The following is a 23,574-nucleotide window of genomic DNA, read 5'->3' on the forward strand; positions in this document are numbered from 1 at the left end:
CCTCAACGGCTATTATAATCGAAATTCATTCATCGCACGGATAGACTCTTCTGCTAACGCTGCATCTTCTTCAGATAGAACCAATGCTGCCGCTGATTGTTCCTCTGAAAAACGAGATTGAGTAATCAATGAATTTACATCACTTGCTTCGTCTACTTCTTTTTTCTCTGGCGTTGGATTTTGAATAGAAATAAGTCGCATTAACATATCTTCTTCATCCACAATTTCCTGAGAACGAAAAACGCCTTCCTGTTGAGTTCCTAATAGTTCCATTAAACGTGCATATTGAGTATTGGGCATAGAATATCTCCTAAATATAAAAACATGCATTATAATTACTAATTATTAACTAACTATTAAGCCGTATAGGTAGAACTACAATAGTCCACTCAAAACTCCCCATCTGAAAAATCACCGACACAGACCCAACTTCACGATGTCTTCTTCAAGCGAATGTCTCTATAAATTAAACAGGGGATTACTCGCATAGTTCATCTGTTAGCCAATCTATTGTCTAACCGACGCAAGCTATGCTTTTTTTGTAGATTTTATATTTTCTTCAATGCGTTTGAGCATATACGGATAAAATGGATTTGACGAAATGCGAATCAGGGCATCTAAGCTTATGATCAATACATTGCGTTCCCCTCGCGTGGCAGTTGTTCCTAGTTGAATGCCGTAGTTTTCGTTTGGGTCTGGTTGTAGGCCGTATAGTCCATCAGTTATAGGAAAAGGTAAGGCTACATGCGATAAGGAATAGACATCTGAAGGATAGAACAGCTCTAACGGATGAATGCTTTCTTCAAGGCCACCCGCTTCAAGAATATGTTCGGCAACTTTTCCGCTAGTAACGTTAGCATTAGTAATTGTTGTTGTGCGAAATTGCCGAGGTGGTTTATTGAGATAGCGTGCCAACGCCATTCCTGACGATTTGCGTAATAAAACGCCAAATTTTGCCGCTCTATTGAGATCAAATAACACCAATTCACTGCCATTAGCCGGTAATTTGGCATAAAAAGCAGAAACGATATCGCGAGTACTGACTGTATAATCCATCACAGATTGAAAAGTTAGCACAGGGGGTAGTTGAGCGAGAAGCCCTTTATCGGCGACACGGAGAATTTCTTGTTGCAAAGCCATTGTTAAACGGTAGGATTGGCGTGCCCCATTCACTGGAAACGAATTGTATTTGAATGGGTTAAATTCAGGGAGCACACTTAACCAAGCTGCTTTGGCAAAGGCAGGTAATATGGCTGGCAAACCAGCAAATCCGGCAAAGCGGGCAAAACGGGTAATTCCGATCATTGGCGAAATTAATATAATTTTGTTTGGCCGTGCTAGTTTGTTATTTTCAATGGCATCGAGTGCGTACTTTAATGCGAGCGCACCGCCGTTAGAAAATCCCACAAGGTGCAATGATTGAGTTGGACCTATACGCTTTCGTGCCTCTCTAACTGCTAATCGCGTGGCAGCGAGCCAATCCTCCCATTCAATATCAGTTAATGCGGCAGGTACGGTGCCATGTGCAGGTAATCTTATCGCTATGGTGATAAAGCCCTGTTCGCGATAACGTCGAGCAATATGGCGGAGGCTGTATGGAGAATCAGTCAGGCCATGTAAGAACACAACCGCACCAACAGGAGCTCCTTGTGGTTCTAGCAGATAGGAGCGATTCCAGTCAGGTGAAAAATTATCAGGATAAACGGGACTCCCTGTAAAATAGCGATTAAAAGAAACTCGATCTTTCTTTTCTAATTTTTGCGTAACCTCTTGCCGAACCTCATCAAAGATTTTATTTTCCCTCTCAATATATTGCTTCCAATCGAGCTTATCAATTTCCTGGGCGTGCATTTCCTTGGGAACGTAAGTGTGCCAGAGCTCTAATGGCAGGCCGCGTTGTGAGTCATAAATTCGTACTGCTAGCAGAGTAATTACACTGATGCAAAAGAGCATTATTATGAATTTTAATAAGTTAAGAACTATGGTTGGCATTAATTTAATTTTCCTGTATCCCTACTATGTAGAGATACTAACACAATCTTCCCTTATAAGTATTCCACGGCAGGCTCACTTTGCCTAGGTTATCGGATAGCAACCAAAGTACTATTATAAAATCGCGTACCTGCCCTCTTCTACAGGACGTTTCTTTATATTGATTGATATCTCTATCCTATGCATATACTAGGCCGAATATAAATAATTATGTGACGTGCACCAAAATTATTGCTAAGGTTGAATGGCTAATAAACGGAAGGAATAACTCGTAAACTGACATGTTACAAAAGTATTATTACTAACGGGGAAATAGCTACAAAAAACCAGTAGTGCATACATGTAACAAGAATACGTACACTATAGGAATAATAAATGAAAAGGATAACCATACAGAAAGCACTCGAAGAGTATGATAGCAATAAAGGTTATGGCCGAACCCTTCTTAAAGAAGAGCCTCATATCAAAGAATTGCGCAGTTTTTATGAGGAACTGACGGAAGATAATCTATCCTCTTCCTCATTACTGAAATTAGCCTTAATTTTAATTGGCAAAAATACACGTACGGATACAACTGAAAGTGGTAAAACGTTCAAAGGACTGGTTAACCGACTAGGAGGGTATGAAGCGCTTGATATCTTAAATGCCGCGCATCAAATAACTGAAGATAACGTAGCGTTTCTGGAAAAACACCCCACTAAGGCGAAAGCTTTAGCTCCTATCGTAGTCTCTATTTCAAAAAACACAAAAATCTCCTTTGTAAAAAAAATATTTTGTGCAATGGAGAAAATGAAAAAACCTCAAGAACTCATTGCTGTTTTTGAAGAGTTGGAGTTAATGTCACGAACAGAAAACTCTCATTTCTTTATTGATGCGTTATCTCTTCTAAATAAACACAATTTAAATAGTGATGAGGTAATACCCTTATTAAAAGAAACAGAACATATTATAATTATTCACAAAATACTGGAAACATTGGCAGAAAGAAATCCATCGCTGATTACCTTACCTAACCTGATTAATATTTTAAAAATAAAAAAAATCCATACCTTTCATGGGTTGTTTAAAAACCTTCCCCCGGATCAGAAATCGCTGGATAGATTATTTCAAACAAATGATACCTTGGCTCAAAGTTATTGGTGCAAAGACATCCTTATAAACTTTAAAGAAGCAGGTTGGGATCCACACCCCTTTTTAGAGACAATTCTTGGTAAGGAAATCAATGGCTTGGAATTAAAAAGAGCGATAACAAAATTAATAGAATTGAAATTAAAACCAGAGCGTTTACCCCTAATTTTGCACACTCTTGTTACCCACTCCAATGAAAGTACTATAGTAATGGATGCCGTGGAAACACTGCACAAAGAAGGCTTAGATGAACATTTTCTTAAACTGACCTTTGAAGTCCCTCAATTTTCCAATAAGGTTGCTACGGCTTTTGTGACACTTCAAAAAGAGCAGTGTTATAATGCAACCACCCAAGTATATGTTTGTTCAAATCCCGAGTACGCTGCGGACTTAGCTCAATTTTGGGTTCAATTTTCTAAAGTAGAATGCGTCAATCAAACCCCGCGAGAGACTATGTTGCAACAACCACAATGCGCTGCCTATACCGCCGAGGTGATTGAGTTTCTACGACAACATAAACATCATAGTGAAAAGAATATTATTGCTATTTGCAATGCGAAATTAACGAGCAACACGTTACTTAATATGTTAAAAATTATGAATGAAGCAAAAATTCTGGATCAAACAAGTCTTAATATGCTCTTGCCAAGATTATCTTTCATTAAAACACTGTATAGCGGTATACAGTGTTTGGCCTATGGTGAAAAATTAGATTCATTTAATTTTGATACATTAATTTCAGATCCCGTGAATGCTGTTGCCTTAGCAGAAAACTTAGGGGGAAAATCCTACCCTACAGGCAATAACTTCCTTAAAAACCGGGGAGCTCAGGATTTTATAACCATTCTTAGAAACACCCAAATATTGTGCCAAGGTCATCAAAAAGGGCTTTTTTTCCCGGAAATGTCTGCGAAACAGCAACGAGATATTAAGAAAGAGGGACATATTGAAGCACAAAAAGAAATTTTGGTAAAAATTGCTCAACATAGCGGAAACGGAGAGTTAGAGAAGGAAACAGAGCACAACATTGCACAGGAGAGTTACTCATCATTTTTTAACACCTAGCTTGCCAGTTTTCTTCTGAAACTCGCCGAAGGGGATGTGGCGTGCAAGGAGAAACGATGTGCTGAACTGGAGCACCGTATTGACGGAACAATTTCACTTCACTTTCGAATTGCCGACAAAAGTCGGCATCCATAAAATAGGAATGCCGGCTTTCGCCGGCAATTCGTCTACCAATAGATCTCGTTTCAAACGCGATGGGGAGGGGACAGCGTGCAGGCTCTAAGCTCGAGAAAAATCAAAAGAGAGTATATGAGAAATGCTAGGTTGCTTTAATGCCAAGGCCAATAGGCGATCCACTCCCAAAGCAACGCCACTGCATGATGGCAATCCATGTTCTAACGCCTGTAAAAGAAACTCATCTGCGGCGACAGAAGGCAATCCTTTTTCTTCTCTAATTTGTTGATCCTGAAAAAAACGTCGGGCTTGTGCCTCTTTTTCCGTTAGCTCATGAAACCCATTAGCCAACTCTACCCCTTGAAAATAAACTTCAAAACGTTCGGCTACAGTTCCATTTAGCTTGGCCAGTGCCGCTTGTGATGGAGGAAAATTATATACCGCTACAGGAGCACTCTCTTTACCCAGAAAGGGCTCAACTACGTGGCTCATTAACAAAAACAAATATTGATCTTTATCTTGTTCGTCCGGAGATAAGACATTATCTAAATGATAATACTGCACTACTCGTTTTAATTGCTCTCTTGATGCAGTAAAAGGATCGAGATCGCAGGATTGCAGAAAGACCTCTTGATAGGTTTTTCTCATCATAGGGGCTGAATGGATTAACGTTTGCAAAAAAAGATCAACCTCATCCATCAATGTGTGGTGATCAACAGATAATTGATACCACTCCAACAAAGTAAACTCTGGGTTATGCCATCGCCCTAGCTCATCATCACGAAAAACCCGTGCTAGCTGAAAAATAGGGCCAGAACCCGCTGCTAACAAACGCTTCATATGATATTCAGGAGAGGTTTGCAAACAATAAGCTTCATTTCTGAAAAAAGCCTTAATGTTACTTAAATAGACATCCGTTACCCCATACCGTGCCATAATAGGAGTTTCTACTTCCAAATAAAGACGTTGGGTAAAAAACTGACGAATTGCTGCCAAAAATTGCGCACGTTGACGTAATAATTCTATAGATGCTGAAGGCTGCCAAGATAACTCACCGCCCATTAGAAAAGTCCCAATTCAAGTCGTGCTGCCTCAGTCATCCGATCCTGAGACCATGGAGGCTCCCACACCAATTCCACAGTACAATCACTAACACCTTCAACTTGATTTACAGATTGCTCTACAGTCCCAGGAAAAGTTTGCGCAACTGGACAACCAGGTGTCGTTAGGGTCATTTGGATAAGCACATGTCGTTCGTCATCAATAGTCACATTATAAATTAAACCTAAATCGTAAATATTGACGGGAATCTCAGGGTCAAAAACACCTTTAAGCGCATCAATGACCGCATCATTTAATTGCTCTTTAGTACGCACTAATGGTGCTGTATCTTGTACTTGTTCCTTATCCTGTTTTTTCTTAAAGCCAAACATTGAAGGTTACTCCGTTTTTACTACAGCAATATCTTTATTTAATGCCGCTTCCAAAGTATGCCATGCTAAAGTGGCGCATTTGACTCGAGCCGGGAATGCTTTAACTCCAGCAAGAACAGTCAATCTATCCATAGCGCCTAGTTGAATTTCACTATCCACAGTCAACATATGATGAACTCGGTGAAACAATTCATGGGCTTCGCCTACTGTTTTACCTTTTAAGGCATCAGTCATCAAAGAGGCCGATGCTTGCGAAATGGCACAACCACATCCAACAAAACTTAAATCAGCAATCAAACCATTTTCTATCTTGGCATAAACAGTTAATTTATCACCACAAAGGGGATTGAAACCATTAGCTTGGGTTGTCGCATCATCCATAGCATGATGATTTCGGGGATTACGATTGTGATCAATAATGATTTCCTGATAAAGCTCTCGCAACTCTGCACTCATGCGAATACCTCTTTAGCTCGTTTCAATGCGATGATGCACTGATCCACTTCTTCTCTAGTATTATAAAAAGACAATGAAATTCGAGAAGTAGCAGAAACCTCAAAAAAGTCCATCAATGGCATAGTACAGTGATGTCCACTGCGTATAGCTATGCCTTCACTATCCAGAATAGTACCTATATCATGAGCATGAATTTTGCCATGAATAAAAGAAATAACAGGTACCTTTTGTTTTGCTGTTCCTATGATATTAAAACCTTTAATCGTCTCAACTGCAGCGGTAGCGTAGTGAAGCAATTGTGCCTCATAGGCAGCAATAGCTTCTATATCTAAAGAACCTAAGAAATCTATGGCGGCTCCTAGGCCAATAGCACCAGCGATATTAGGAGTACCTGCTTCATATTTTTGTGGAAGAGGAGCATATTCAGTAGCCTCAAAAGTGACATAATTAATCATCTCACCACCACCTTGATAAGGCGACATACCATTCAAAAGCTCTTCTCTGCCCCACAAAACACCGATACCAGTAGGACCATACATCTTATGCCCTGAAAATGCATAAAAATCGCAATCCAAATCTTGTACGTCTACAGGCAAGTGTGCTACTGCTTGCGCCCCATCAAGCAATACTTTTGCACCATATTGATGTGCCATCTCTATCATTTCTTTTACGGGATTGATTGTACCCAGGGCATTAGAAACATGATTAATAGCGACAAATTTGGTGTTTTTATTTAATTTTTTAGCAAACTCATCCAATAATATTTCACCAGTCAACGAAATAGGAGCGACTTCTAACTTAGCTCCTGTTTTTTTACAAACCATCTGCCAGGGAACAATATTGGAATGATGTTCCATGTGGGTAATCAAAATTTCTTCGCCAGGTAAGATCTTAGGTGCTACGAAACTTTGAGCGACTAAATTAATGGCTTCGGTAGTGCCACGAACAAAGATACACTCTCGCGTGGTATGAGCATTAATAAAACGCTTCACTTTAGCTCGAGCCTCTTCATAATGCTCTGTAGCCCTAACACTTAGGGCATGAACACCTCGATGAACGTTCGCATTATCATGTTCATAATAATTGGCTATCGCTTGAATTACTGACTTTGGCTTTTGCGTCGTCGCAGCATTGTCAAAATAAATCAAATCATAATCATTCACTTTTTGGTTTAAGACCGGAAATTGATTACGAATCTCCTTAATCTGGAGTGATGAAAGTGTTGAAATAGATGTACTCATTTTGCTCACCCCAACTGTTGAGTTAATAACTTGCCCATCCAATCAGCTAAATTACGATGAGGAATAAGCTGTAAATTATTCTGAGCAAAAGCATGAATTAAAAATTGTGAGGCCTCTAACCGACCAATTCCCCGGGTTGCTAAATAAAATAAAGCCTCTTCATCCAATTGCCCAACCGTTGCTCCATGAGAACACACCACATCATCAGCAAAAATTTCTAATTGCGGTTTGGTATCAATTTCAGCATGGGCAGAAAGCAATAAATTTTTATTTTGTTGTTTTGCGTCGGTATGTTGCGCATCTTTAGCAACAATCACCTTGCCATTAAATACGGCTCGAGAATGACCTGTTAAAATACCTTTGTAATCCTGTTCACTAAAACAATTAGGTACCAAATGATTCACCGTTGTGTGATGATCGACATGTTGTCCTTCTGCTGGAGCATAAATTCCATTCATCAAACATCGTGCATATTCTTCTTGCAAATACATACTGATATCACTACGTACCAGTTTACCCCCCAGACTTAATGAATGACTGAACAATTGACTGTGAGCTGATTGTTTCACAGCGATATGCCCAAGGTGATAAGCTGCTTTACTCTCTCTTTGGATTTTATAATGCGTCAATTGTGCGCCAGCACCCAGATATATTTCTGTCACTGTATTGGTTAAGTAACAACTATCCTCGTCACCACAATATTCTTCAATAAAAGTGGCCTGACTCTGAGCTTCTGCAATAATTAAATGACGTAAATGAATAGCCTGATTAGCTTGATCCTGCACGTGAGTAAGGGCAATAGGTTCTTCTATGCACACTCCTTGGGGGATATACACAAACAAACCACATTGGAGCATCGCCGTATTTAAAAAGTGAAATCCATGCTCTTGCTGTAAAATCGTTGCTAAATGAGGCTTAATTAAATCAGCATGCTGCTCTAAAGCGGCAGATAAAGGAAGAAGCACAACGCCCTTGGGTAAATGCTTCACTAACTCTTGCTCGCCCGAAAGGTGTCCATTATGCATTAATAAAGAGTATTTGACTGGTAAATCAGAATGCAGTGGAGTACCTGAGCTTTTCTCCTCCAATGGAGAGGTAAAAGATCGTTTTAGCAGCGCATCAACATTGGTATATTTCCACTCTTCATTATGTCGTGTTGGAAAACCATGACTATTTAAGTCAGCTGACGCTTTAGATTGTAATTGAGCCAGCCAAGGGTAGGTTGATCTTCCCCGTTGCGCTTGCTCTTGATAAAACTCTAAAATCTCGTTCATTGCTGCTCCACTTCCTCAAGCCAGCTGTACCCTTTTTTCTCTAACTCCAGCGCCAATGATTTATCACCTGACATGATGATACGACCATTCACCAGAACATGGATGAAATCCGGCTCAATATAATCAAGTAATCGTTGATAATGAGTTACCAAAATAATCGCACGCTCTGGCGAACGCATGGCATTCACTCCATGAGAAATAATCCGCAAAGCGTCTATATCTAAGCCTGAATCAGTTTCATCTAAAATAGCTAATTTAGGATCTAAAGCAGCCATTTGTAAAATTTCATTGCGTTTTTTCTCGCCACCAGAAAAACCTTCGTTGATACTGCGATATAAAAAAGTTTCATCCATATCTAACAACTGACATTTTTCACGTATAAAGCTTAAAAACTCTATGGCATCAAGAGTATTTTTCCCCTGGCCTTTTCGTACCGCATTAACCGAGGCTTTAAGAAAATTAATATTAGTTACTCCAGGAATTTCCACTGGGTACTGAAAGGACATAAAGACACCAGCCTGAGCTCTCTCTTCGGGAGCCAAAGCCAATAAATCCTGATCCAAGTAACTGACTTGTCCTGCAGTCACTGTATAAGAAGGATGTCCAGCCAGTACTTTAGATAAAGTACTTTTCCCAGAGCCATTAGGCCCCATAATGGCATGCACTTCACCTGCTTTCACATGAAGGTTAATACCTTTTAAAATGGACTGTTCATTAATTGAAACATTTAACTCATTAATTTTTAACATATTAACCCACTGCCCCTTCTAAACTTATACCTAACAATTTAGTGGCTTCCACTGCAAATTCCATAGGTAGTTCTTTTAATACTTGCTTACAAAAGCCATTGACTATCATTGACACTGCATCTTCAGTATCAATGCCGCGTTGTTGACAATAAAACAATTGCTCTTCACTAATTTTGGAGGTAGTTGCTTCGTGCTCTACTTGAGCTGTTGGATTCTTCACCTCGATATAAGGAAAGGTGTGTGCCGAACAAAGGCTACCCATTAACATAGAATCACATTGAGTATAATTACGTGCATTAGTCGCCGTTGGAGCAATACGAACCATCCCTCTATAGGCATTGTGAGCTCGTCCCGCACTAATTCCCTTAGAAATGATGGTGGAACGTGTATTCTTACCAATGTGAATCATTTTAGTGCCAGTATCGGCTTGTTGGAAATTATTGGTTAAGGCAACTGAATAAAATTCCCCAACAGAGTCATCGCCTTGCAAAATCACGCTAGGGTATTTCCAGGTAATAGCAGAACCTGTTTCAATTTGCGTCCAAGATATTTTGGAGCGCTTACCACGACAAGCTCCTCGTTTGGTCACAAAGTTATAGATACCGCCCTTACCTTCTTTATCACCTGGATACCAATTTTGTACGGTCGAATATTTAATTTGCGCACCATCTAAGGCGACTAACTCTACAACAGCTGCATGCAATTGGTTTTCATCGCGCATTGGAGCAGTACATCCTTCCAAATAAGACACATAGCTGTCGTCATCGGCAATAATCAAAGTACGCTCAAACTGACCTGTAGAAGCTGCATTAATACGAAAATAAGTGGATAATTCCATAGGGCAACGAACTCCCTTAGGAATATAAACAAAGGAACCATCACTAAAAACAGCAGAGTTCAATGCCGCATAAAAATTATCACGGTAAGGCACTACTGAGCCTAGATATTTCATCACTAATTCAGGATGCTCGTGCACTGCTTCAGAAAGTGGGCAAAAAATAACGCCTTTTTCAGCGAGCTTTGCCTTAAAAGTGGTTGCTACAGAAACGCTATCAAAAACAGCATCAACAGCCACTCCAGCCAGCATTTCTTGCTCTCGTAAAGGAATACCTAATTTAGCATAAGTTGCTAATAACTCAGGGTCTACCTCATCCAAGCTTTTAGGAGCATCTTTTTTACTTTTAGGTGCTGAATAATAAGAAATCGATTGATAATCAATAGGTGAATAATGCACGCTAGACCATTCAGGATGTGACATAGTCAGCCAATGTCTGAATGCCTTTAAACGCCATTCCAATAAAAACTCAGGCTCTTTTTTAATAGCTGATAAACGACGAATAACGTCTTCATCTAATCCAGGTAAAAACGTTTCCACTTCAATGTCGGTTACAAACCCGTGTTGGTATTCTCTATCGAGCAGAGAATTAATTTGCTCACTGCTTTTAGCCACGATTTACTCCACTTGCTAACTGCCGGACGCGCTCAAGATCACGCGTCTGAAGAGTTGGTTTTGCCAATGCATCCAAACTCACACTATCCAGCGCGGTTTCTATTGCATGACTTATCAATCGCCAATTACCTTGTATAGTGCATACTCGTTGCAAAGAACAATCATTAGGTTGCAAACTACACTCAGTAAAACCGCGATGTTCCTCCAAGGCATAAATAATTTGAGATACTGATATTTCAGTAGCAGGCCTTTGTAATCTATACCCTCCCGTTACACCTCGTACCGAAGATAATAAACCTGCAGCGGTTAAACGCTTCAATATTTTACTTACCGTAGGCACAGCTAAATGGGTATGTAATGCGATATCACGAGCATTACATAACTCTTGCGCATGTTTGGCAAGATGCACCATAACAACTGTTCCATAATCGGCCAATTTGCTGATGCGCAGCATAACACCCCCACACCAAATAATCTAGTACCAAATAAGTCTTAATTAACGTCAGATCGACATAAAAGTATGGAAATGCTTTTATGTCGCTAAACGAACGTCATCCTCGAAAATTATCGTAAGACAGCGATGATACGAAATGCCAACAACCCCTAAAACTTAATTATTAAAAAGTTAATCCCTATAGTATAAATATAGTACTAAATTGGTTCTATATCTGGCAAAAAGTGAATGATACCTTATTGCAAAGTAACTATGCAATTAAAATATCCTTCTTAAACGAGATTTAGGAGAGCGATATCTTTTCCTTTTTTTTGCTAACGTAGCTTAAATAAACTCAGTTTTGACACGTCATTAACTTGGCGATGCCATGTTATTCAAACCTCATTGATAAAGAATCATAAATAATGTAAAATGCTTTTTTTTTGTTCAAGTTGCGGGGTTTTAGTATGTTTGGATGGTTAGCCACCACCTTGGTGGATGCTGGTTGGGTAAAAACTGGATTAGCTTTTCGCTGGCTCATAGGAACTGAAAATCTGATGTATGCTCTAACTAATGAAACAGATCTTCAAACTATAAAAAGACGCTATCAATTAATTGAGGATAGCGGATTTTTTAGTGGCGAGCAGGAATTAAGTCGTAAGCAAGCTTTTCTTAAATCCTTATTTACCTACGATGCTTATGAAACTGATGCTTATAGTAAGGCTCTAAGCCGTTTTTACTCGTGGAATGGCGGTAATATAAACCCACTTAGAGAGCTTTTGGATTTTATTAAAGCGCTCTTCTTTCAAGGCCCTTATGCTCAAGAGCTAAAACAAACCTTTATTGAGGCAACCTTCATCTCCAATAATGGTGAACATAATTCCTTAGCACATACCGCATGGCCTCAAACAAAATCAACTAAAGCTGAAGAAAATCCCTTAGCTCTTTTATTAAATACCCTAGATGAAGCAGGCTGTTTTACAGGGCCAAAGACTGCTGAAAATCAACATCGATTCGTAACCGCTTTAGCGGCACAAAATCACGATGGCGAAAATGCCTTATCTCAGTCACTACAACACATTAATTTTGGTAGTAGTTTAAGTTCATTAGCGGAAAAAGTACCTAATTTTCAGCTTCTTATAGAAAGAGTACAAACACATTGTCTTGGTCAGGGTGAAGATGTCCAAAAAAACAAAGAGATATTCATTAATGGACTCCTCCACAAAGGCAGACTCCGCCGGACATTAGAACACGCAATGTTTATTCCTGAAGTAGTTGCTTTTATTTTCAAATTTATAGAGCAAGCAGGTTATTTTTCGCAAGAGGAAAATAAACAAGCTCTCTTCGATAGACTAGTGGACTTTGATCTACTTAATCGCAGTGTGCTGTATCATGCTTCGCGCAATAAAGAATCTTTAAAATTAGTAAGTGATCAACTCAAAAGCCTGGGGTGTTTGAACGGCTCCACGGGAGCAGCAAATAAAGAGAAACTGATAAAGGCCATTATTAGTCCAAATAATGATGGTCAAAGTGCTCTATCTGAAGCAAAGGATCAAGAAGTTACAAAGTTGCAACTAGAACTATTAGAAGAAGCGGATTGTTTCAAAAATGATGACTTCACACAACAATTTATTAATGCAGTCTTTGTCAAAGATAGATATGGTTCTAATTGCTTGTACCATTTATCTTCCCGTAAGGAGCATGAATTAGTAGCTAAACTTAAAGCCATTAAATTCTTGGAGGGTCCTAATGCGAAGGCCAATCAAGCCAATTTTATCGCAGCGGTATTATCTAAGAATACTCTAAATGGTGAATCAGCGCTTTTTGCAAATTGTCATCATGAGAGCTTTAATTTCTTGATGGAGCATTTAACTTTAGCGGGTTGTTTTTCAGGCCCCGATAAAGCAAAATACCAACAACAATTTATTGATGCGATTTTTGCTGCAAATACATATGGCAGCACGATTATGTCTCGAATTTACCGTCCAGAAACCATAATATTGTTATTGCAAAAACTAGCTGAAGCGGGTTGTTTTACTTCCGCAACTAACAAAAATGCATTTATTGATGCTATTAAGAGCGATGATAATAGACTCGTCTTTAACTGCATGAATAGTTTAAAGGCATACCTTGCGTTGAGAAAACACCTTAAAGAGGCAGGTTTTAGTGCTCAGGAGCTAAAAAATTTATTAAATCAACCGGTTACTGATGAATATGGATTGAAAAAGAATACAACTCCTTATATGTCCGCACTGGAAAACGGTGATGGAGTACTGATCGAGCTGCTCAAAAAAGATGGGGCGGAGCTTACTGAAGAACAGAGCAAGGTGATAGCACAACAGCAAAAACAAATAGCCAAATGGAAACAAGAAAAGCCTGAATTTAATAGAGAAAAAGTCACTAAACGATTAAAAGCCTTCCAAACAGAACAGGAAGAACCTAAAAATCCTGCTAAAAAAAGCCTAAGATTAAGGCCAAGATTAGAACGTAGAGCCTCATTTTCTGAAATAAGTTCAGGGATAACACTTTTTGACAAGGCTAATAAAGAAATCGCTCAGGCTCAAGACGATAGTGTCTTAACCAAAAAGTCTTCTTTTAGCTAGTCGCAATTGGGCCTTAAAAATTTAGAGAGTAGGTTGGTCCATTGCCCTGCCTACTTTTTATCGCAACTCTTTAGGTATTTTACTTAAAAAATCCTGATCAAAATAAGTTCCAAGAGACATAACTACCCACTGGCCATCTTCATCTTTATGTAAATAAACTGTCGCAGCGTCTGTACTGTGATCTTTAGGGGTAACCTGAGCAGAAGAGAAAGAGCCGACACAACGAATGCTATCCGTAATGATATTATCCGAAGACACTGCTGTTTTATTTTTTACATAATTGTAAACTGATTGGGTAATCGCCTGATCATCAAGTGATGAACATGCATTTTTTCCAAAAGCAACCGTGCATCCCATTGCTAAAATAATAACTAAAAAAGACCGAGCCATAACTTCCTCCTGAAATGAATCATCTTTAACATCTTAGCACTCTAGTCAAATAATAGCTTCCTTCTAAACTCGCGTGCGATGCAACACAGAGTGTGAAAGCGACATGCAAACGAGAAAATCACATGAGGATTAGCACACCGTGCCGACAAAGCAAGTCTTTGAGCTTGTTGCATGGAGTAACGTGACAAATTGCATTCTATTAACTTGAATCCTTACATACATCAAAGAACAAATATATATCACAAACGTTATTTAGGATACAATTTGCGATTATTTTTCATCACGCCCTTCTCTCATCCATTTCAAATCAACTGAAGATATCTATGAGTTTATTAAGGATTTAGAACAATCAGGCGCAATTAAATTAGGAGAGAGCGGTCTTCTAGAAATACCGGGAAAAGCTAATCCTCTCTTAAAAGCCAATAACGGCGAACTTTATCTTTTAAGTGACGTAAGGCAATATCTTATTCTGTACTATTTGTAGCCTGCGAAGGCTATCCCACTAATGCAAGTTAAAATCCAGATTAAACGGCACATTTATTTCCCCAAAATATTGTGAATACGTAATCTAAATGCATCCAATAATAGACACTTCATTTTCTACCGTACATCAAATGAGCCTCCAGTTCCACGCAATTATTGAGCAAACATCTGAATACGAAAAAGGCTTTGTTATAAAAATAATCAGCTTGCAAAATGTTATGGTTTTAATGAGTCAGTGCATTGGAGTCAGTTAACATTACGCCAATAATAGATCAGTAATAACTCGGTATGATATAATTTTTCACACGATTCTTGCCGCAAGCATAAATTTTAACCACAAAGGAGAGTATCAATGCAATCTCGTTTTGAATTTAAACATTGGCTTGATAAACACAAAGTTTCGTACATTGCTCATGCTATTTGGGGAGATAATGTTGAGAAAGTGCTTCGTTCTGGTAAAATCTTAGCGGCCGAGGAGGTGCTGAGGAAATATCAAAAAGTTTCTTATGAGCAATCCAGTGTTTATGGCGGTAGGGCCTTGTTGAATATTGATACCATTACAGATTTTATACGTGACAATTTTTCTCCTGAACAGCTCACACATGGAATAGTGAAATCAGATAATATTACTGTTGAGGATGCAGTAAAGTTTAATTTGATATCAGTTGATGAGGGTAATCGGCTTAGAGATAAAGAAATGGACTATGCAAAATTTTCAAAGAAAGACTTTGCTGTCATGTCAAGTAAACAAAAAAAAATATCTGAAATTATTTTGAAAAATGGTAAAAATTACTCAGTAATTATTGACGAAGGGTTTTCACTTTACAATGGCGGACGCTATGTTTGTAAAATACAGGGTATAGATTCTTACAAAATAGCAAATTCATTAGCCGGAAGTTCACTCATTAACCAACTAAAGAAACGGTTCAGCACTGTTCCTAATTTCGCCTTACAAATAGCAATAGATTGCGCACGCCAAGAATCAGTCAATAAAATATTAGCAGATGCTTGGGATTATTATAGCTCTTTCAATATAGGGATTATAGGTAAAAAATCGCTAGATGAGTACCTGTTTGATCTTCGCAGCAACATTATTCAAATAAGTAAGCTAAACGCTGAGATTCGTGCAGGCTATAATTCTATCTATTGGACTTATGGTGATGTAGTTGTATTAAAAGGTAATCCCAACAATATACTTAGTATCAGTTCTCTGACGTTAAACGAAACGTGGGATATAAAAAAAGGGGAGGTATACACTTTAAAACCTTATGAGAATAAGGGTGAATATTTATCTTTAGAGCTAAATCAAGAAGACACTATTATAATAGGACCTCAAAATATTTTATCGCAATACTATGATACAGCTGTTGAACAAGGTATTCGTATGATTAGTATTGAAAGTATGACCGCAGAAGAGCTTAATTTTTTTAAGGTACCCCCCAAATTATATCCAGAAAAAGCTTTAGGTATAGAGGTACCAACAACGGTAATAGATAAAGACCTCTTCACAACTAATGCTAATCATACTGACCTGATTCACTCGCTAGAATCTGATCTCAACGCAGTTGATGAGATTGAGGCTCAATTGAACAGGCCAATCATCCAGAGGCCAGAAACGTTACAAACAGCAGCCTCTGTCAGTACTGTCGGCATGTTCAAACCCAAAGTTATTGATATTGATCTGACTGATAGCGCTGAAAAACTAGCGTCGAATACCCCTTAGTCAACTTAGCTTAGGTCGGGCTAAAAATAGCCCGACAAGCTACTCTTACCAAAACTTCCATTTTAGAAATCACCTGCAAATACTGAATCTCGCGAGCAAAAAAAGTATAATTATCTTATGATTTCTTGATTAGCACTCAAAAATAGATAATTTTCTTTTGATATGTATTAATTTAAAACTACACCTATCATCTTGCTAAAGAATGCAAAACACATAAGAATAAGAAACAAAATGATTAATCTATAGGAGTTAGGATGCTCTACGATGACGAGCTTGATGAGCTCATGAAATCTGTGGCTGAAAAAAGCTTACAGCTTATTGCCGATTTAAAAGAAAAACCAACGCAAATCCCCACACTAGTTAAAGAGTTTATTAATCTTACTGAACATTTTCAAAATTTAATTACTGTTATTCTGAAAAATCCGGAAAAAGTAATCGCTATGCAGGTTGCTTACTGGGAAGACGCGGTGACACTCGCTCAGTCGCTCTTTAATTCCTGGCTAGAGGGCAAGCCTATGCCTATTAATGACTCACGTTTTAGTGGTGACGATTGGCTGCATAATCCTTTTTTTAACTTGTTAAGTCAGCAGTATATTTTAGCAAGTGAACACTTTAGTTCCTTATTAGAAAATATGGAGTACAGTGATAAAAATTCTGCAAAACGCCTACAGTTTTTTACTAAACAATATTTAGATGCCTTATCACCAGCTAATTTCTTTCACACCAACCCTCAAGTTATGGCAGAAACGCTGGAAAGCAGAGGGAAAAATTTATTACAAGGATTGCATAATTTACTCTCCGATCTGGAAGTAGGATCCTCGCGACTGATGATCAAAATGTCCGACTCTACTGCTTATAAAGTGGGAGAAAATATTGCTGTCACCCCCGGAAAAGTGGTTTTTCGCAATGCCATGATGGAGTTAATTCAATACACACCACAAACAAAAACAGTAAAATCAGTTCCTTTACTAATGATCCCGCCATGGATAAATAAATATTATATTTTAGATTTAAGCCCACACAACTCATTAATTCGTTGGCTAGTTGCTCAGGGCATTACCGTTTTTATTATTTCATGGGTTAATCCTGATGCCAGTTTTGCGAAGAAAAGCCTATTTGATTATTTACAAGAAGGTCCTAGAACTGCGATTGCCACCATACAAAAACAAATGAATGTAAAACAAGTCAATACTTTGGGCTTTTGTATCGGAGGAACCTTACTGACCATATTATTGGCTTATAATAAAGCTCATAAAGATCAATCTATTCGTAGTGCTACTTTTCTAGCAGCTATGATTGATTTTAGTGATCCTGGTGATATTGCTGTGTTCATTGACGAACAGCAGATTAAATCGCTGGAAGAGGAAATGGAGGCTAAGGGTTATCTCGCCGGGAAATTTATGGCCTCGAGCTTCAACTCCTTAAGAGCAAACGATTTAATTTGGTCTTTTTTCATCAAAAATTATTTGCGTGGCAAAAACCCTGTTCCTTTTGACATCTTATTTTGGAATGCTGACTCAACCAATATGCCAGCCACCATGCATTCACAATACTTACGTTGGATGTACTTGAATAATGACTTGGTGAAGCCAGGAAAAATTCGCCTCAATAATACGCCTATCAATGTTACGCATATTGATACCCCCACCTTTTTTCTCTCCACTGAAAAAGATCATATTGCTCCATGGAAAACCACCTATACAGGCTTTCAATTAATGAAAGGCCCCAAACGTTTTGTTCTAGGCGGTTCCGGACATATTGCAGGGATAATCAACTCTCCTAGTGTCACTAAATATGGTCATAGAACGAATTCTAATGCCCCCGCTAGCGCAGAAGAATGGTTTGAGCACTCAACTGTCCATGCAGGTTCTTGGTGGCCCGAATGGTTAAAATGGCTGAAAACGCATTCAGGAAAATCAATTCCTGCACCAGACTTTAGTCAACTCCCCTTCCCCTCGTTAATGGATGCCCCCGGTGGTTATGTGCTGAAACATAGTGATGCAGTACCTAAGGAGCCATTAAAAAAATAGAGACAGGCTTAATCGTCGTTATGAGTGTAGCGAAACAATCCGAGGGCACGGAATACTGAATTTTGTTATACATTTAAAGCAGCCATAAACGACGAAGCTCGATGTTGACTTGGCGCTTATGCTGCTTGTTCCTCATTAGACCTCTTCGAAAACTCGCTGAGGCAGACAAATTGCTTCGTCGCTCCGGTGCTCGAACGCTCATGTACTTGCCACCCCCGCTTCTGCGCGCTGCCTCTCCGCACATTTCATCCCCCTCAGCGAGTTTCCGAAGAGATCCATTTACAACTCTTCAGCAATTTGCCGTTCTTCCAGCAATAATTTATCCAACATAACATAATCAATTTTTCCTGAGGATAAAACGGGAATAGTACTTCCAGAATAGATAAGGTGAGGAATGAATAATTCAGAATATCCCTCTTCCTTTATTTTCTTAATAAAGGAAGCCTTATCTGCATGAGCGGCTTCACTAAATAATAAGATCTGCTCTCCCCCTTTAGCAGAAGATTTACCGATCACAGCCGCATGCAAAATTTCAGGCCAAACAGATGCAGCAATACCCTCAACTACAGAAAGGGAAACCATCTCTCCAGCAATCTTAGCGAAGCGTTTGGCACGGCCTGCGATGGTAATAAAACCATCCGTAGTCATTGTGACTATATCTCCAGTATCATGCCATCCGCCACAAGGGGCATTAATAATCCAAGGGGCATCAGGATTCAAATACCCTAGCATAATATTAGGCCCATGCAATACTAAACGCCCCCCCTCGGCTATTCCTTCGACAGGATCAATGCGGCTCGCTATGGTAGGCAGAACCATTCCTACAGTTCCTGGTATGGACGCTAAAGGGCAATTAAGAGAAATTACCGGAGATGCTTCTGTCGCGCCGTACCCTTCATAAATGGAAACCCCAAACATCTCACGCCAATACTTTAACGTTTCAGGCTTAACCTTTTCCGCCCCCGCAAAAATATAACGTATTTTACTAAAATCATGTTTCTCCGCGGCACGAGCATACCCCATTAAAAAAGTATCCGTACCAAACATAATCGTTGCACCTGATTTCCTAACGCAACCAGGAATGATTTTATAATGCAAAGGAGAGGGATAAAAAAAGCATTTAGTCCCTGTTATTAAAGGAATAATACTTCCCGCTGTCAAACCGAAAGTATGAAATATAGGTAAGCAATTAAAAAATACATCTTTGGCAGTAAAATCGACCCTAGAGATCATTTGATGACAGTTAGCTAATAGATTGATATGGCTTAATGCCACCCCTTTAGGAGTTCCTTCTGAACCCGAAGTAAATAAAATAAGGGCAACTTGTTCAGGGGAGCTCTTTTTGCCGAGACATTTATAAGTTAAGTGCGGAAACATCGCCTTGATGAGTCCAGAGCATCGATGCCTGAGATGGATGGAGTTTTTTAAATCCTCTAAAAAAACGATCTTTAGTCCTGCTGATTGCAATTCATCGATCAAACTTTCTAATTGAGCTATAGCAATAAATTGTCTGGAGGTATAAATAATTTTTATTCCTGCAACGGAACATGCGGAGAATAAGTTATGGAATCCCGTACTAAAATTCAGCATGGCGGGGATACGCTTATAAGCCTGTAAAGCAAAAAAAGTGACCATCCCAGCTATAGAGGTCGGCATCATCACCCCTACATATTCCCCTTGCTTTGTTTGATTTTTAATTTGCCTTCCTAAAACAAAACAGCGAATAAGAAATTGTCTGTACGTCAACAAAGTGGGATTAGCATCTTCAATTGTTGCCCGATGCGCAATTCCCTTACGTACTCCCTGCAATAATGCCGTAAATAATGTTTGTGGCTGGAACCCTGTGACAAAGGCCAAATCACTAATCAACCGAAAAAGGCGCATACTGGCGATGTGAGGTTGCACTGCGTCATGATCTGGTACTATAAATAACTCAGAGGAGAGCGAGCGAGCAATAATCTGCGGGAATAATTTATCCCTTTTAGAACCTTTAAGATGAATAGAGATCACCTCTGTCTGTAATTTCTGCAAGAGCAAACTAAATCGCTCATAGAATCTGAGGTCATATTCTAAGAAACCCGGTATATCTTGCAGAAAAATAACACAAGGCCTTCCCGTCTTTATTGCTTTGATTATGCTTCGTGTCGATAAAACTGTAGTTGGATCAATAGCAATAATATCCGTAAAACGACGTAATAGTCTGCCCCATAATGTGTCACATAATTGCAAAGGTAAAACAAAAGTGAGTTGTCCAGGTAAACAACAAGCTAACAGCAATACATCCCGTATCGAAGTTCTGTGGGTAATAATTAAAGAGTTAAACGCCGAGCGACGATAATTTGAAATGTCTACGTTGTAGCACAGCGACAGTAAAGTACTCATCCATTTTTTGACCCATTTCCCCTGTTTTTCGTTCCCACCCAGATAGTCCATTTTTTTATTCACTAAAAGAAATTGATATCGGTTATACCCAATCAAGTATTGTTTTGCAAGATGACTTGCGACTCATCACGAGCTGTAATAAAGTGTACATCATGACTGATAGACGAAATTACTATATAAAAACAATCTGTTTTATTTTAGCCTTAGTTGTATTCATTTTTGGCGCATGGGCTTTTCACAAACACTATCCTGAGATCATTGATTGGATCAATGATCTCGGATGGCTTGCGCCCGTTCTTTTTTTAATTCTATACAGTTTGGCCAGTTTAATGTTTTTGCCTACCATGATACTCACTCTAGCAGGAGGCGCTATTTTTGGCCCGGTTATGGGAACCCTTCTCAATTTGATTGGTGCAACATTTGGTGCAGCCTTTTCTTTTTTAATAACCAGACATCTAGTTTATGACTGGTTTACAAAAAAACGAGGAGAAAGGCTTAACAAGTTAATTGCAGGAGTCGATGAAAAAGGTTGGATGTTCGTCGCTCTCCTACGATTATTTCCCATTGTTCCTTTCAATATAGTCAACTATGGCCTGGGAATAACAGGAATAAGATTCCGACTTTACATCATTACTACATTTATTTTTCTTATACCGGCTGAAATTATTTATACTTATTTTGGCTATGCAGGAATAGATGCCTTATCCAATCCTGGACATTTTTATAGAAATGGGGGCGTTATCCTCTCCGGACTCGCTATTTTGTTTCTTTTCCTGATGAAGTTTTTAAAAAGGAAAAACTAGAAAATAACGCTTACAATCCTTGTTCTTGGGCAAGCAAGGCAACCAGTTCTTCCAACAAAGGATGACTTAAATCAAAAACAACATCATCTAACGAATGGACAAATCGAATACCTTGTAAACTATTGGTAATAAAAACGGCATCCGCATTCTTTGTCATTTCCTTAGTTAAAGAATGCTCCGTACAAGAAATACTCTCTTGTGCCGCTATTGTTAACAAACGGGCACGAGTAATACCCGGTAATACCCCATCATCTAATGGAGGGGTCAAAAGGCTGTTATTTTTAATTAAAAAAAGGTTAGCACAAGTAGTTTCAGTTGCATGATGCGCGGTATTATAAAATAAGGCATCATCAGCACCTGCTACAAGAGCTTGCCGTCTAGCAATAATCGCTTCCAAATAATTGACAGACTTTAATCTATAAATAGGGCTAGAAGCGTCTCTTAGCCAAGAAACGCTGGATAAGCGCACTGGGTGTTTATGCAGCGTATAATTGAATGTTTGAAACATTAGCTGACTGACTTGACCTTGTTCAGCAAGACCTCGAGGAGCAGATCCCCCGCTTAATATGGCTTTAATTCCGCCGTGATACAAATTATCTCGTTTAATTTGAGCAATCAAATGCTCCTGCCAATCATCTAATGAAAGATCAAAAGGGATACCTAGCTTCTGGGCAGAATCACTAAGCCGTTGCCAATGCAACTCTGCGAAACAAGGCCTAGAACTATCTACTCTAAGGGTCTCAAATAAGCCCTCCCCCAGAAAAATGCGATCATCAATAGCAAATGCCGGACTGATATCACCTTTGTCTACTAACACTCTCGTGTGCATAATATGCCCATTTTAATCATCTAAGAAATCGTCAAGTTCTTCTCGTAGACGTTTTTCTTCTAACATATTTTCTAACCTTCTACGTGCGTCTAGACTAGCACTAGGCGTCTCCGTAATTTCGGTATCTATTTCAACATCATCAAAGTCATCAACAACTTCAATTACTTCTTCTTCATCTTCTTCAAATAATTCGCTCATATCATTCTCTCAGAGAGTTAACACCTATTCGTTAAGTCAAGTATGATCAGGAATCATATACCAGGACGGCTATATACCGTATTTTTTTTTCTTTTCCTAGTATTTTTTTATTTTTTTTAATATAGATGTACTGAGACTGTGAACGTTACTACTTGAACTTTAATTATAAACCCCTAATAATCTAGGGAGAAAATAAAAGAACAGAAACCACATGGCTGATCAATACAAAATAGCAGTTAGAAATACCATTAAAGGGGTACGCTCTAAAATTTCTTCGACTTATAGAGCTACAGCTTCTAGCCAGATTTGTACGCGTATTAAGACTTTAGAACAATACAGGCGAGCAAAAAATATAGCGCTGTATTTTTCCGTCAATGGAGAAATTGATTTATATACTTTATGGAAAAGCGCTCCCTTGCATGGCAAATTTTGCTATTTTCCTGTCCTAAAGGATGAGTCCTCACTTTCTTTTTTGCCAGCAACTCCTGCTACACCGTTTAAAAACAATAAGTATGGAATTCCCGAGCCTGATGTAAGTTTGGATATGGCAATACCAGTTGAAGAACTCGATCTAATTATCCTGCCCTTAGTTGCCTTTGATATGCGATGTATACGTATTGGGATGGGATCCGGTTATTATGATAAAGCATTAGAAAATAAAAAACCTAAACACCTATTTGGAGTAGCCTACCAATTCCAACTAGTTGACTTTATCGAACCTCAACCCTGGGATATACCTCTTGATGCAGTTATCACGCAAAAAGCCATATATTGGCGCACCCCTCCGGCATAAAGCGA

General features: G+C 38.9%; 20 protein-coding genes. 6 read left to right on the forward strand and 14 right to left on the reverse strand.

Going from position 1 to position 23,574, the window contains the following annotated elements; all coding sequences use genetic code 11:
- Positions 1–12: 12 nt before the first annotated feature.
- Together LFA_RS15415 and LFA_RS15420 are read right to left on the reverse strand one after the other, a co-directional pair.
- Positions 13–300 (reverse strand): hypothetical protein, encoded by a 288-nt coding sequence (locus tag LFA_RS15415; protein WP_045096957.1) that lies wholly within the window; start codon positions 298–300, stop codon positions 13–15.
- Positions 301–528: 228 nt separating this feature from the next.
- Complete coding sequence (locus tag LFA_RS15420; RefSeq protein WP_045096958.1) at positions 529–1,992, reverse strand: alpha/beta hydrolase; 1,464 nt, start codon at positions 1,990–1,992, stop codon at positions 529–531.
- Between the two features lie 375 nt (positions 1,993–2,367).
- Here LFA_RS15420 and LFA_RS15425 point away from each other — a divergent pair, with 375 nt between their 5' ends.
- Positions 2,368–4,185 carry a hypothetical protein gene (locus LFA_RS15425; protein ID WP_045096959.1) on the forward strand — a complete coding sequence of 606 codons (1,818 nt, stop codon included), beginning with the start codon at positions 2,368–2,370 and terminating at the stop codon, positions 4,183–4,185.
- Positions 4,186–4,404: 219 nt separating this feature from the next.
- Here the strand turns inward: LFA_RS15425 and epmA are convergent, their stop codons facing one another.
- Genes epmA through LFA_RS15465 form a run of 8 tightly spaced genes read right to left on the reverse strand, consistent with a single transcriptional unit; the run spans position 4,405 to position 11,356 of the window.
- Positions 4,405–5,361, reverse strand: coding sequence for an elongation factor P--(R)-beta-lysine ligase (epmA, locus tag LFA_RS15430; RefSeq protein WP_045096960.1), 957 nt, complete (start codon positions 5,359–5,361; stop codon positions 4,405–4,407).
- Entirely contained in the window at positions 5,361–5,732 is a 372-nt protein-coding gene (locus LFA_RS15435; protein WP_045096961.1) for an SUF system Fe-S cluster assembly protein, read from the reverse strand. The genes epmA and LFA_RS15435 overlap by 1 nt, the downstream gene beginning before the upstream one ends.
- 6 nt (positions 5,733–5,738) lie before the next feature.
- A complete protein-coding gene (gene sufU, locus LFA_RS15440; RefSeq protein WP_045096962.1) occupies positions 5,739–6,188 on the reverse strand; it encodes a Fe-S cluster assembly sulfur transfer protein SufU in 450 nt (149 codons plus the stop codon).
- Positions 6,185–7,429, reverse strand: a complete 1,245-nt coding sequence (locus tag LFA_RS15445) for a cysteine desulfurase (RefSeq protein WP_045096963.1) — start codon at positions 7,427–7,429, stop codon at positions 6,185–6,187. The genes sufU and LFA_RS15445 overlap by 4 nt, the downstream gene beginning before the upstream one ends.
- A gap of 5 nt (positions 7,430–7,434) precedes the next feature.
- Positions 7,435–8,703 (reverse strand): Fe-S cluster assembly protein SufD, encoded by a 1,269-nt coding sequence (gene sufD / locus LFA_RS15450; protein ID WP_045096964.1) that lies wholly within the window; start codon positions 8,701–8,703, stop codon positions 7,435–7,437.
- Entirely contained in the window at positions 8,700–9,452 is a 753-nt protein-coding gene (sufC, locus tag LFA_RS15455; protein WP_045096965.1) for a Fe-S cluster assembly ATPase SufC, read from the reverse strand. The genes sufD and sufC overlap by 4 nt, the downstream gene beginning before the upstream one ends.
- 1 nt (position 9,453) lies before the next feature.
- Positions 9,454–10,902, reverse strand: a complete 1,449-nt coding sequence (sufB, locus tag LFA_RS15460) for a Fe-S cluster assembly protein SufB (RefSeq protein WP_045096966.1) — start codon at positions 10,900–10,902, stop codon at positions 9,454–9,456.
- On the reverse strand, positions 10,895–11,356 hold the full coding sequence (locus LFA_RS15465; protein ID WP_045096967.1) for an SUF system Fe-S cluster assembly regulator: 462 nt from the start codon (positions 11,354–11,356) through the stop codon (positions 10,895–10,897). The genes sufB and LFA_RS15465 overlap by 8 nt, the downstream gene beginning before the upstream one ends.
- A 446-nt stretch (positions 11,357–11,802) precedes the next feature.
- Here LFA_RS15465 and LFA_RS15470 point away from each other — a divergent pair, with 446 nt between their 5' ends.
- Positions 11,803–13,938, forward strand: coding sequence for a hypothetical protein (locus LFA_RS15470; protein ID WP_045096968.1), 2,136 nt, complete (start codon positions 11,803–11,805; stop codon positions 13,936–13,938).
- A 57-nt stretch (positions 13,939–13,995) separates the two neighbouring features.
- Here the strand turns inward: LFA_RS15470 and LFA_RS15475 are convergent, their stop codons facing one another.
- Positions 13,996–14,328, reverse strand: coding sequence for a hypothetical protein (locus tag LFA_RS15475; protein WP_045096969.1), 333 nt, complete (start codon positions 14,326–14,328; stop codon positions 13,996–13,998).
- An 835-nt stretch (positions 14,329–15,163) separates the two neighbouring features.
- Here LFA_RS15475 and LFA_RS15480 point away from each other — a divergent pair.
- Positions 15,164–16,534 carry a hypothetical protein gene (locus LFA_RS15480; RefSeq protein WP_045096970.1) on the forward strand — a complete coding sequence of 457 codons (1,371 nt, stop codon included), beginning with the start codon at positions 15,164–15,166 and terminating at the stop codon, positions 16,532–16,534.
- Positions 16,535–16,788: 254 nt separating this feature from the next.
- Positions 16,789–18,564, forward strand: coding sequence for a PHA/PHB synthase family protein (locus LFA_RS15485; RefSeq protein ID WP_045096971.1), 1,776 nt, complete (start codon positions 16,789–16,791; stop codon positions 18,562–18,564).
- A gap of 279 nt (positions 18,565–18,843) precedes the next feature.
- On the opposite strand, the gene LFA_RS15490 is transcribed toward LFA_RS15485, so the two are convergent.
- Positions 18,844–20,997 (reverse strand): AMP-binding protein, encoded by a 2,154-nt coding sequence (locus LFA_RS15490; RefSeq protein ID WP_045096972.1) that lies wholly within the window; start codon positions 20,995–20,997, stop codon positions 18,844–18,846.
- Between the two features lie 101 nt (positions 20,998–21,098).
- Here LFA_RS15490 and LFA_RS15495 point away from each other — a divergent pair, with 101 nt between their 5' ends.
- A complete protein-coding gene (locus LFA_RS15495; RefSeq protein ID WP_045096973.1) occupies positions 21,099–21,749 on the forward strand; it encodes a TVP38/TMEM64 family protein in 651 nt (216 codons plus the stop codon).
- 10 nt (positions 21,750–21,759) lie between these two features.
- Here the strand turns inward: LFA_RS15495 and LFA_RS15500 are convergent, their stop codons facing one another.
- Entirely contained in the window at positions 21,760–22,578 is an 819-nt protein-coding gene (locus LFA_RS15500) for an aminotransferase class IV (protein WP_157010391.1), read from the reverse strand.
- Between the two features lie 12 nt (positions 22,579–22,590).
- Positions 22,591–22,776, reverse strand: a complete 186-nt coding sequence (locus LFA_RS15505) for a PA3496 family putative envelope integrity protein (protein ID WP_045096975.1) — start codon at positions 22,774–22,776, stop codon at positions 22,591–22,593.
- 211 nt (positions 22,777–22,987) lie between these two features.
- On the opposite strand from LFA_RS15505, the gene LFA_RS15510 reads away from it, so the two are divergent.
- Entirely contained in the window at positions 22,988–23,569 is a 582-nt protein-coding gene (locus LFA_RS15510; protein ID WP_045096976.1) for a 5-formyltetrahydrofolate cyclo-ligase, read from the forward strand.
- Positions 23,570–23,574 lie beyond the last annotated feature (5 nt).

The organism is Legionella fallonii LLAP-10, from assembly GCF_000953135.1.
GTDB classification, from domain to species: Bacteria; Pseudomonadota; Gammaproteobacteria; order Legionellales; family Legionellaceae; genus Legionella; species Legionella fallonii.

What these genes read in the sequence shown, in the direction of transcription:
- sufU (WP_045096962.1), bottom strand. Translation starts at nt 6,188, where the DNA reads ATGAGTGCAGAGTTGCGAGAGCTTTATCAGGAAATCATTATTGATCAC.
- LFA_RS15435 (WP_045096961.1), bottom strand. Translation starts at nt 5,732, where the DNA reads ATGTTTGGCTTTAAGAAAAAACAGGATAAGGAACAAGTACAAGATACA.
- sufD (WP_045096964.1), bottom strand. Translation starts at nt 8,703, where the DNA reads ATGAACGAGATTTTAGAGTTTTATCAAGAGCAAGCGCAACGGGGAAGA.
- LFA_RS15425 (WP_045096959.1), top strand. Translation starts at nt 2,368, where the DNA reads ATGAAAAGGATAACCATACAGAAAGCACTCGAAGAGTATGATAGCAAT.
- LFA_RS15500 (WP_157010391.1), bottom strand. Translation starts at nt 22,578, where the DNA reads ATGCACACGAGAGTGTTAGTAGACAAAGGTGATATCAGTCCGGCATTT.
- sufC (WP_045096965.1), bottom strand. Translation starts at nt 9,452, where the DNA reads ATGTTAAAAATTAATGAGTTAAATGTTTCAATTAATGAACAGTCCATT.
- LFA_RS15490 (WP_045096972.1), bottom strand. Translation starts at nt 20,997, where the DNA reads ATGGACTATCTGGGTGGGAACGAAAAACAGGGGAAATGGGTCAAAAAA.
- LFA_RS15505 (WP_045096975.1), bottom strand. Translation starts at nt 22,776, where the DNA reads ATGAGCGAATTATTTGAAGAAGATGAAGAAGAAGTAATTGAAGTTGTT.
- LFA_RS15510 (WP_045096976.1), top strand. Translation starts at nt 22,988, where the DNA reads ATGGCTGATCAATACAAAATAGCAGTTAGAAATACCATTAAAGGGGTA.
- LFA_RS15470 (WP_045096968.1), top strand. Translation starts at nt 11,803, where the DNA reads ATGTTTGGATGGTTAGCCACCACCTTGGTGGATGCTGGTTGGGTAAAA.
- LFA_RS15445 (WP_045096963.1), bottom strand. Translation starts at nt 7,429, where the DNA reads ATGAGTACATCTATTTCAACACTTTCATCACTCCAGATTAAGGAGATT.
- LFA_RS15485 (WP_045096971.1), top strand. Translation starts at nt 16,789, where the DNA reads ATGCTCTACGATGACGAGCTTGATGAGCTCATGAAATCTGTGGCTGAA.
- LFA_RS15475 (WP_045096969.1), bottom strand. Translation starts at nt 14,328, where the DNA reads ATGGCTCGGTCTTTTTTAGTTATTATTTTAGCAATGGGATGCACGGTT.
- LFA_RS15465 (WP_045096967.1), bottom strand. Translation starts at nt 11,356, where the DNA reads ATGCTGCGCATCAGCAAATTGGCCGATTATGGAACAGTTGTTATGGTG.
- LFA_RS15415 (WP_045096957.1), bottom strand. Translation starts at nt 300, where the DNA reads ATGCCCAATACTCAATATGCACGTTTAATGGAACTATTAGGAACTCAA.
- LFA_RS15480 (WP_045096970.1), top strand. Translation starts at nt 15,164, where the DNA reads ATGCAATCTCGTTTTGAATTTAAACATTGGCTTGATAAACACAAAGTT.
- LFA_RS15420 (WP_045096958.1), bottom strand. Translation starts at nt 1,992, where the DNA reads ATGCCAACCATAGTTCTTAACTTATTAAAATTCATAATAATGCTCTTT.
- epmA (WP_045096960.1), bottom strand. Translation starts at nt 5,361, where the DNA reads ATGGGCGGTGAGTTATCTTGGCAGCCTTCAGCATCTATAGAATTATTA.
- LFA_RS15495 (WP_045096973.1), top strand. Translation starts at nt 21,099, where the DNA reads ATGACTGATAGACGAAATTACTATATAAAAACAATCTGTTTTATTTTA.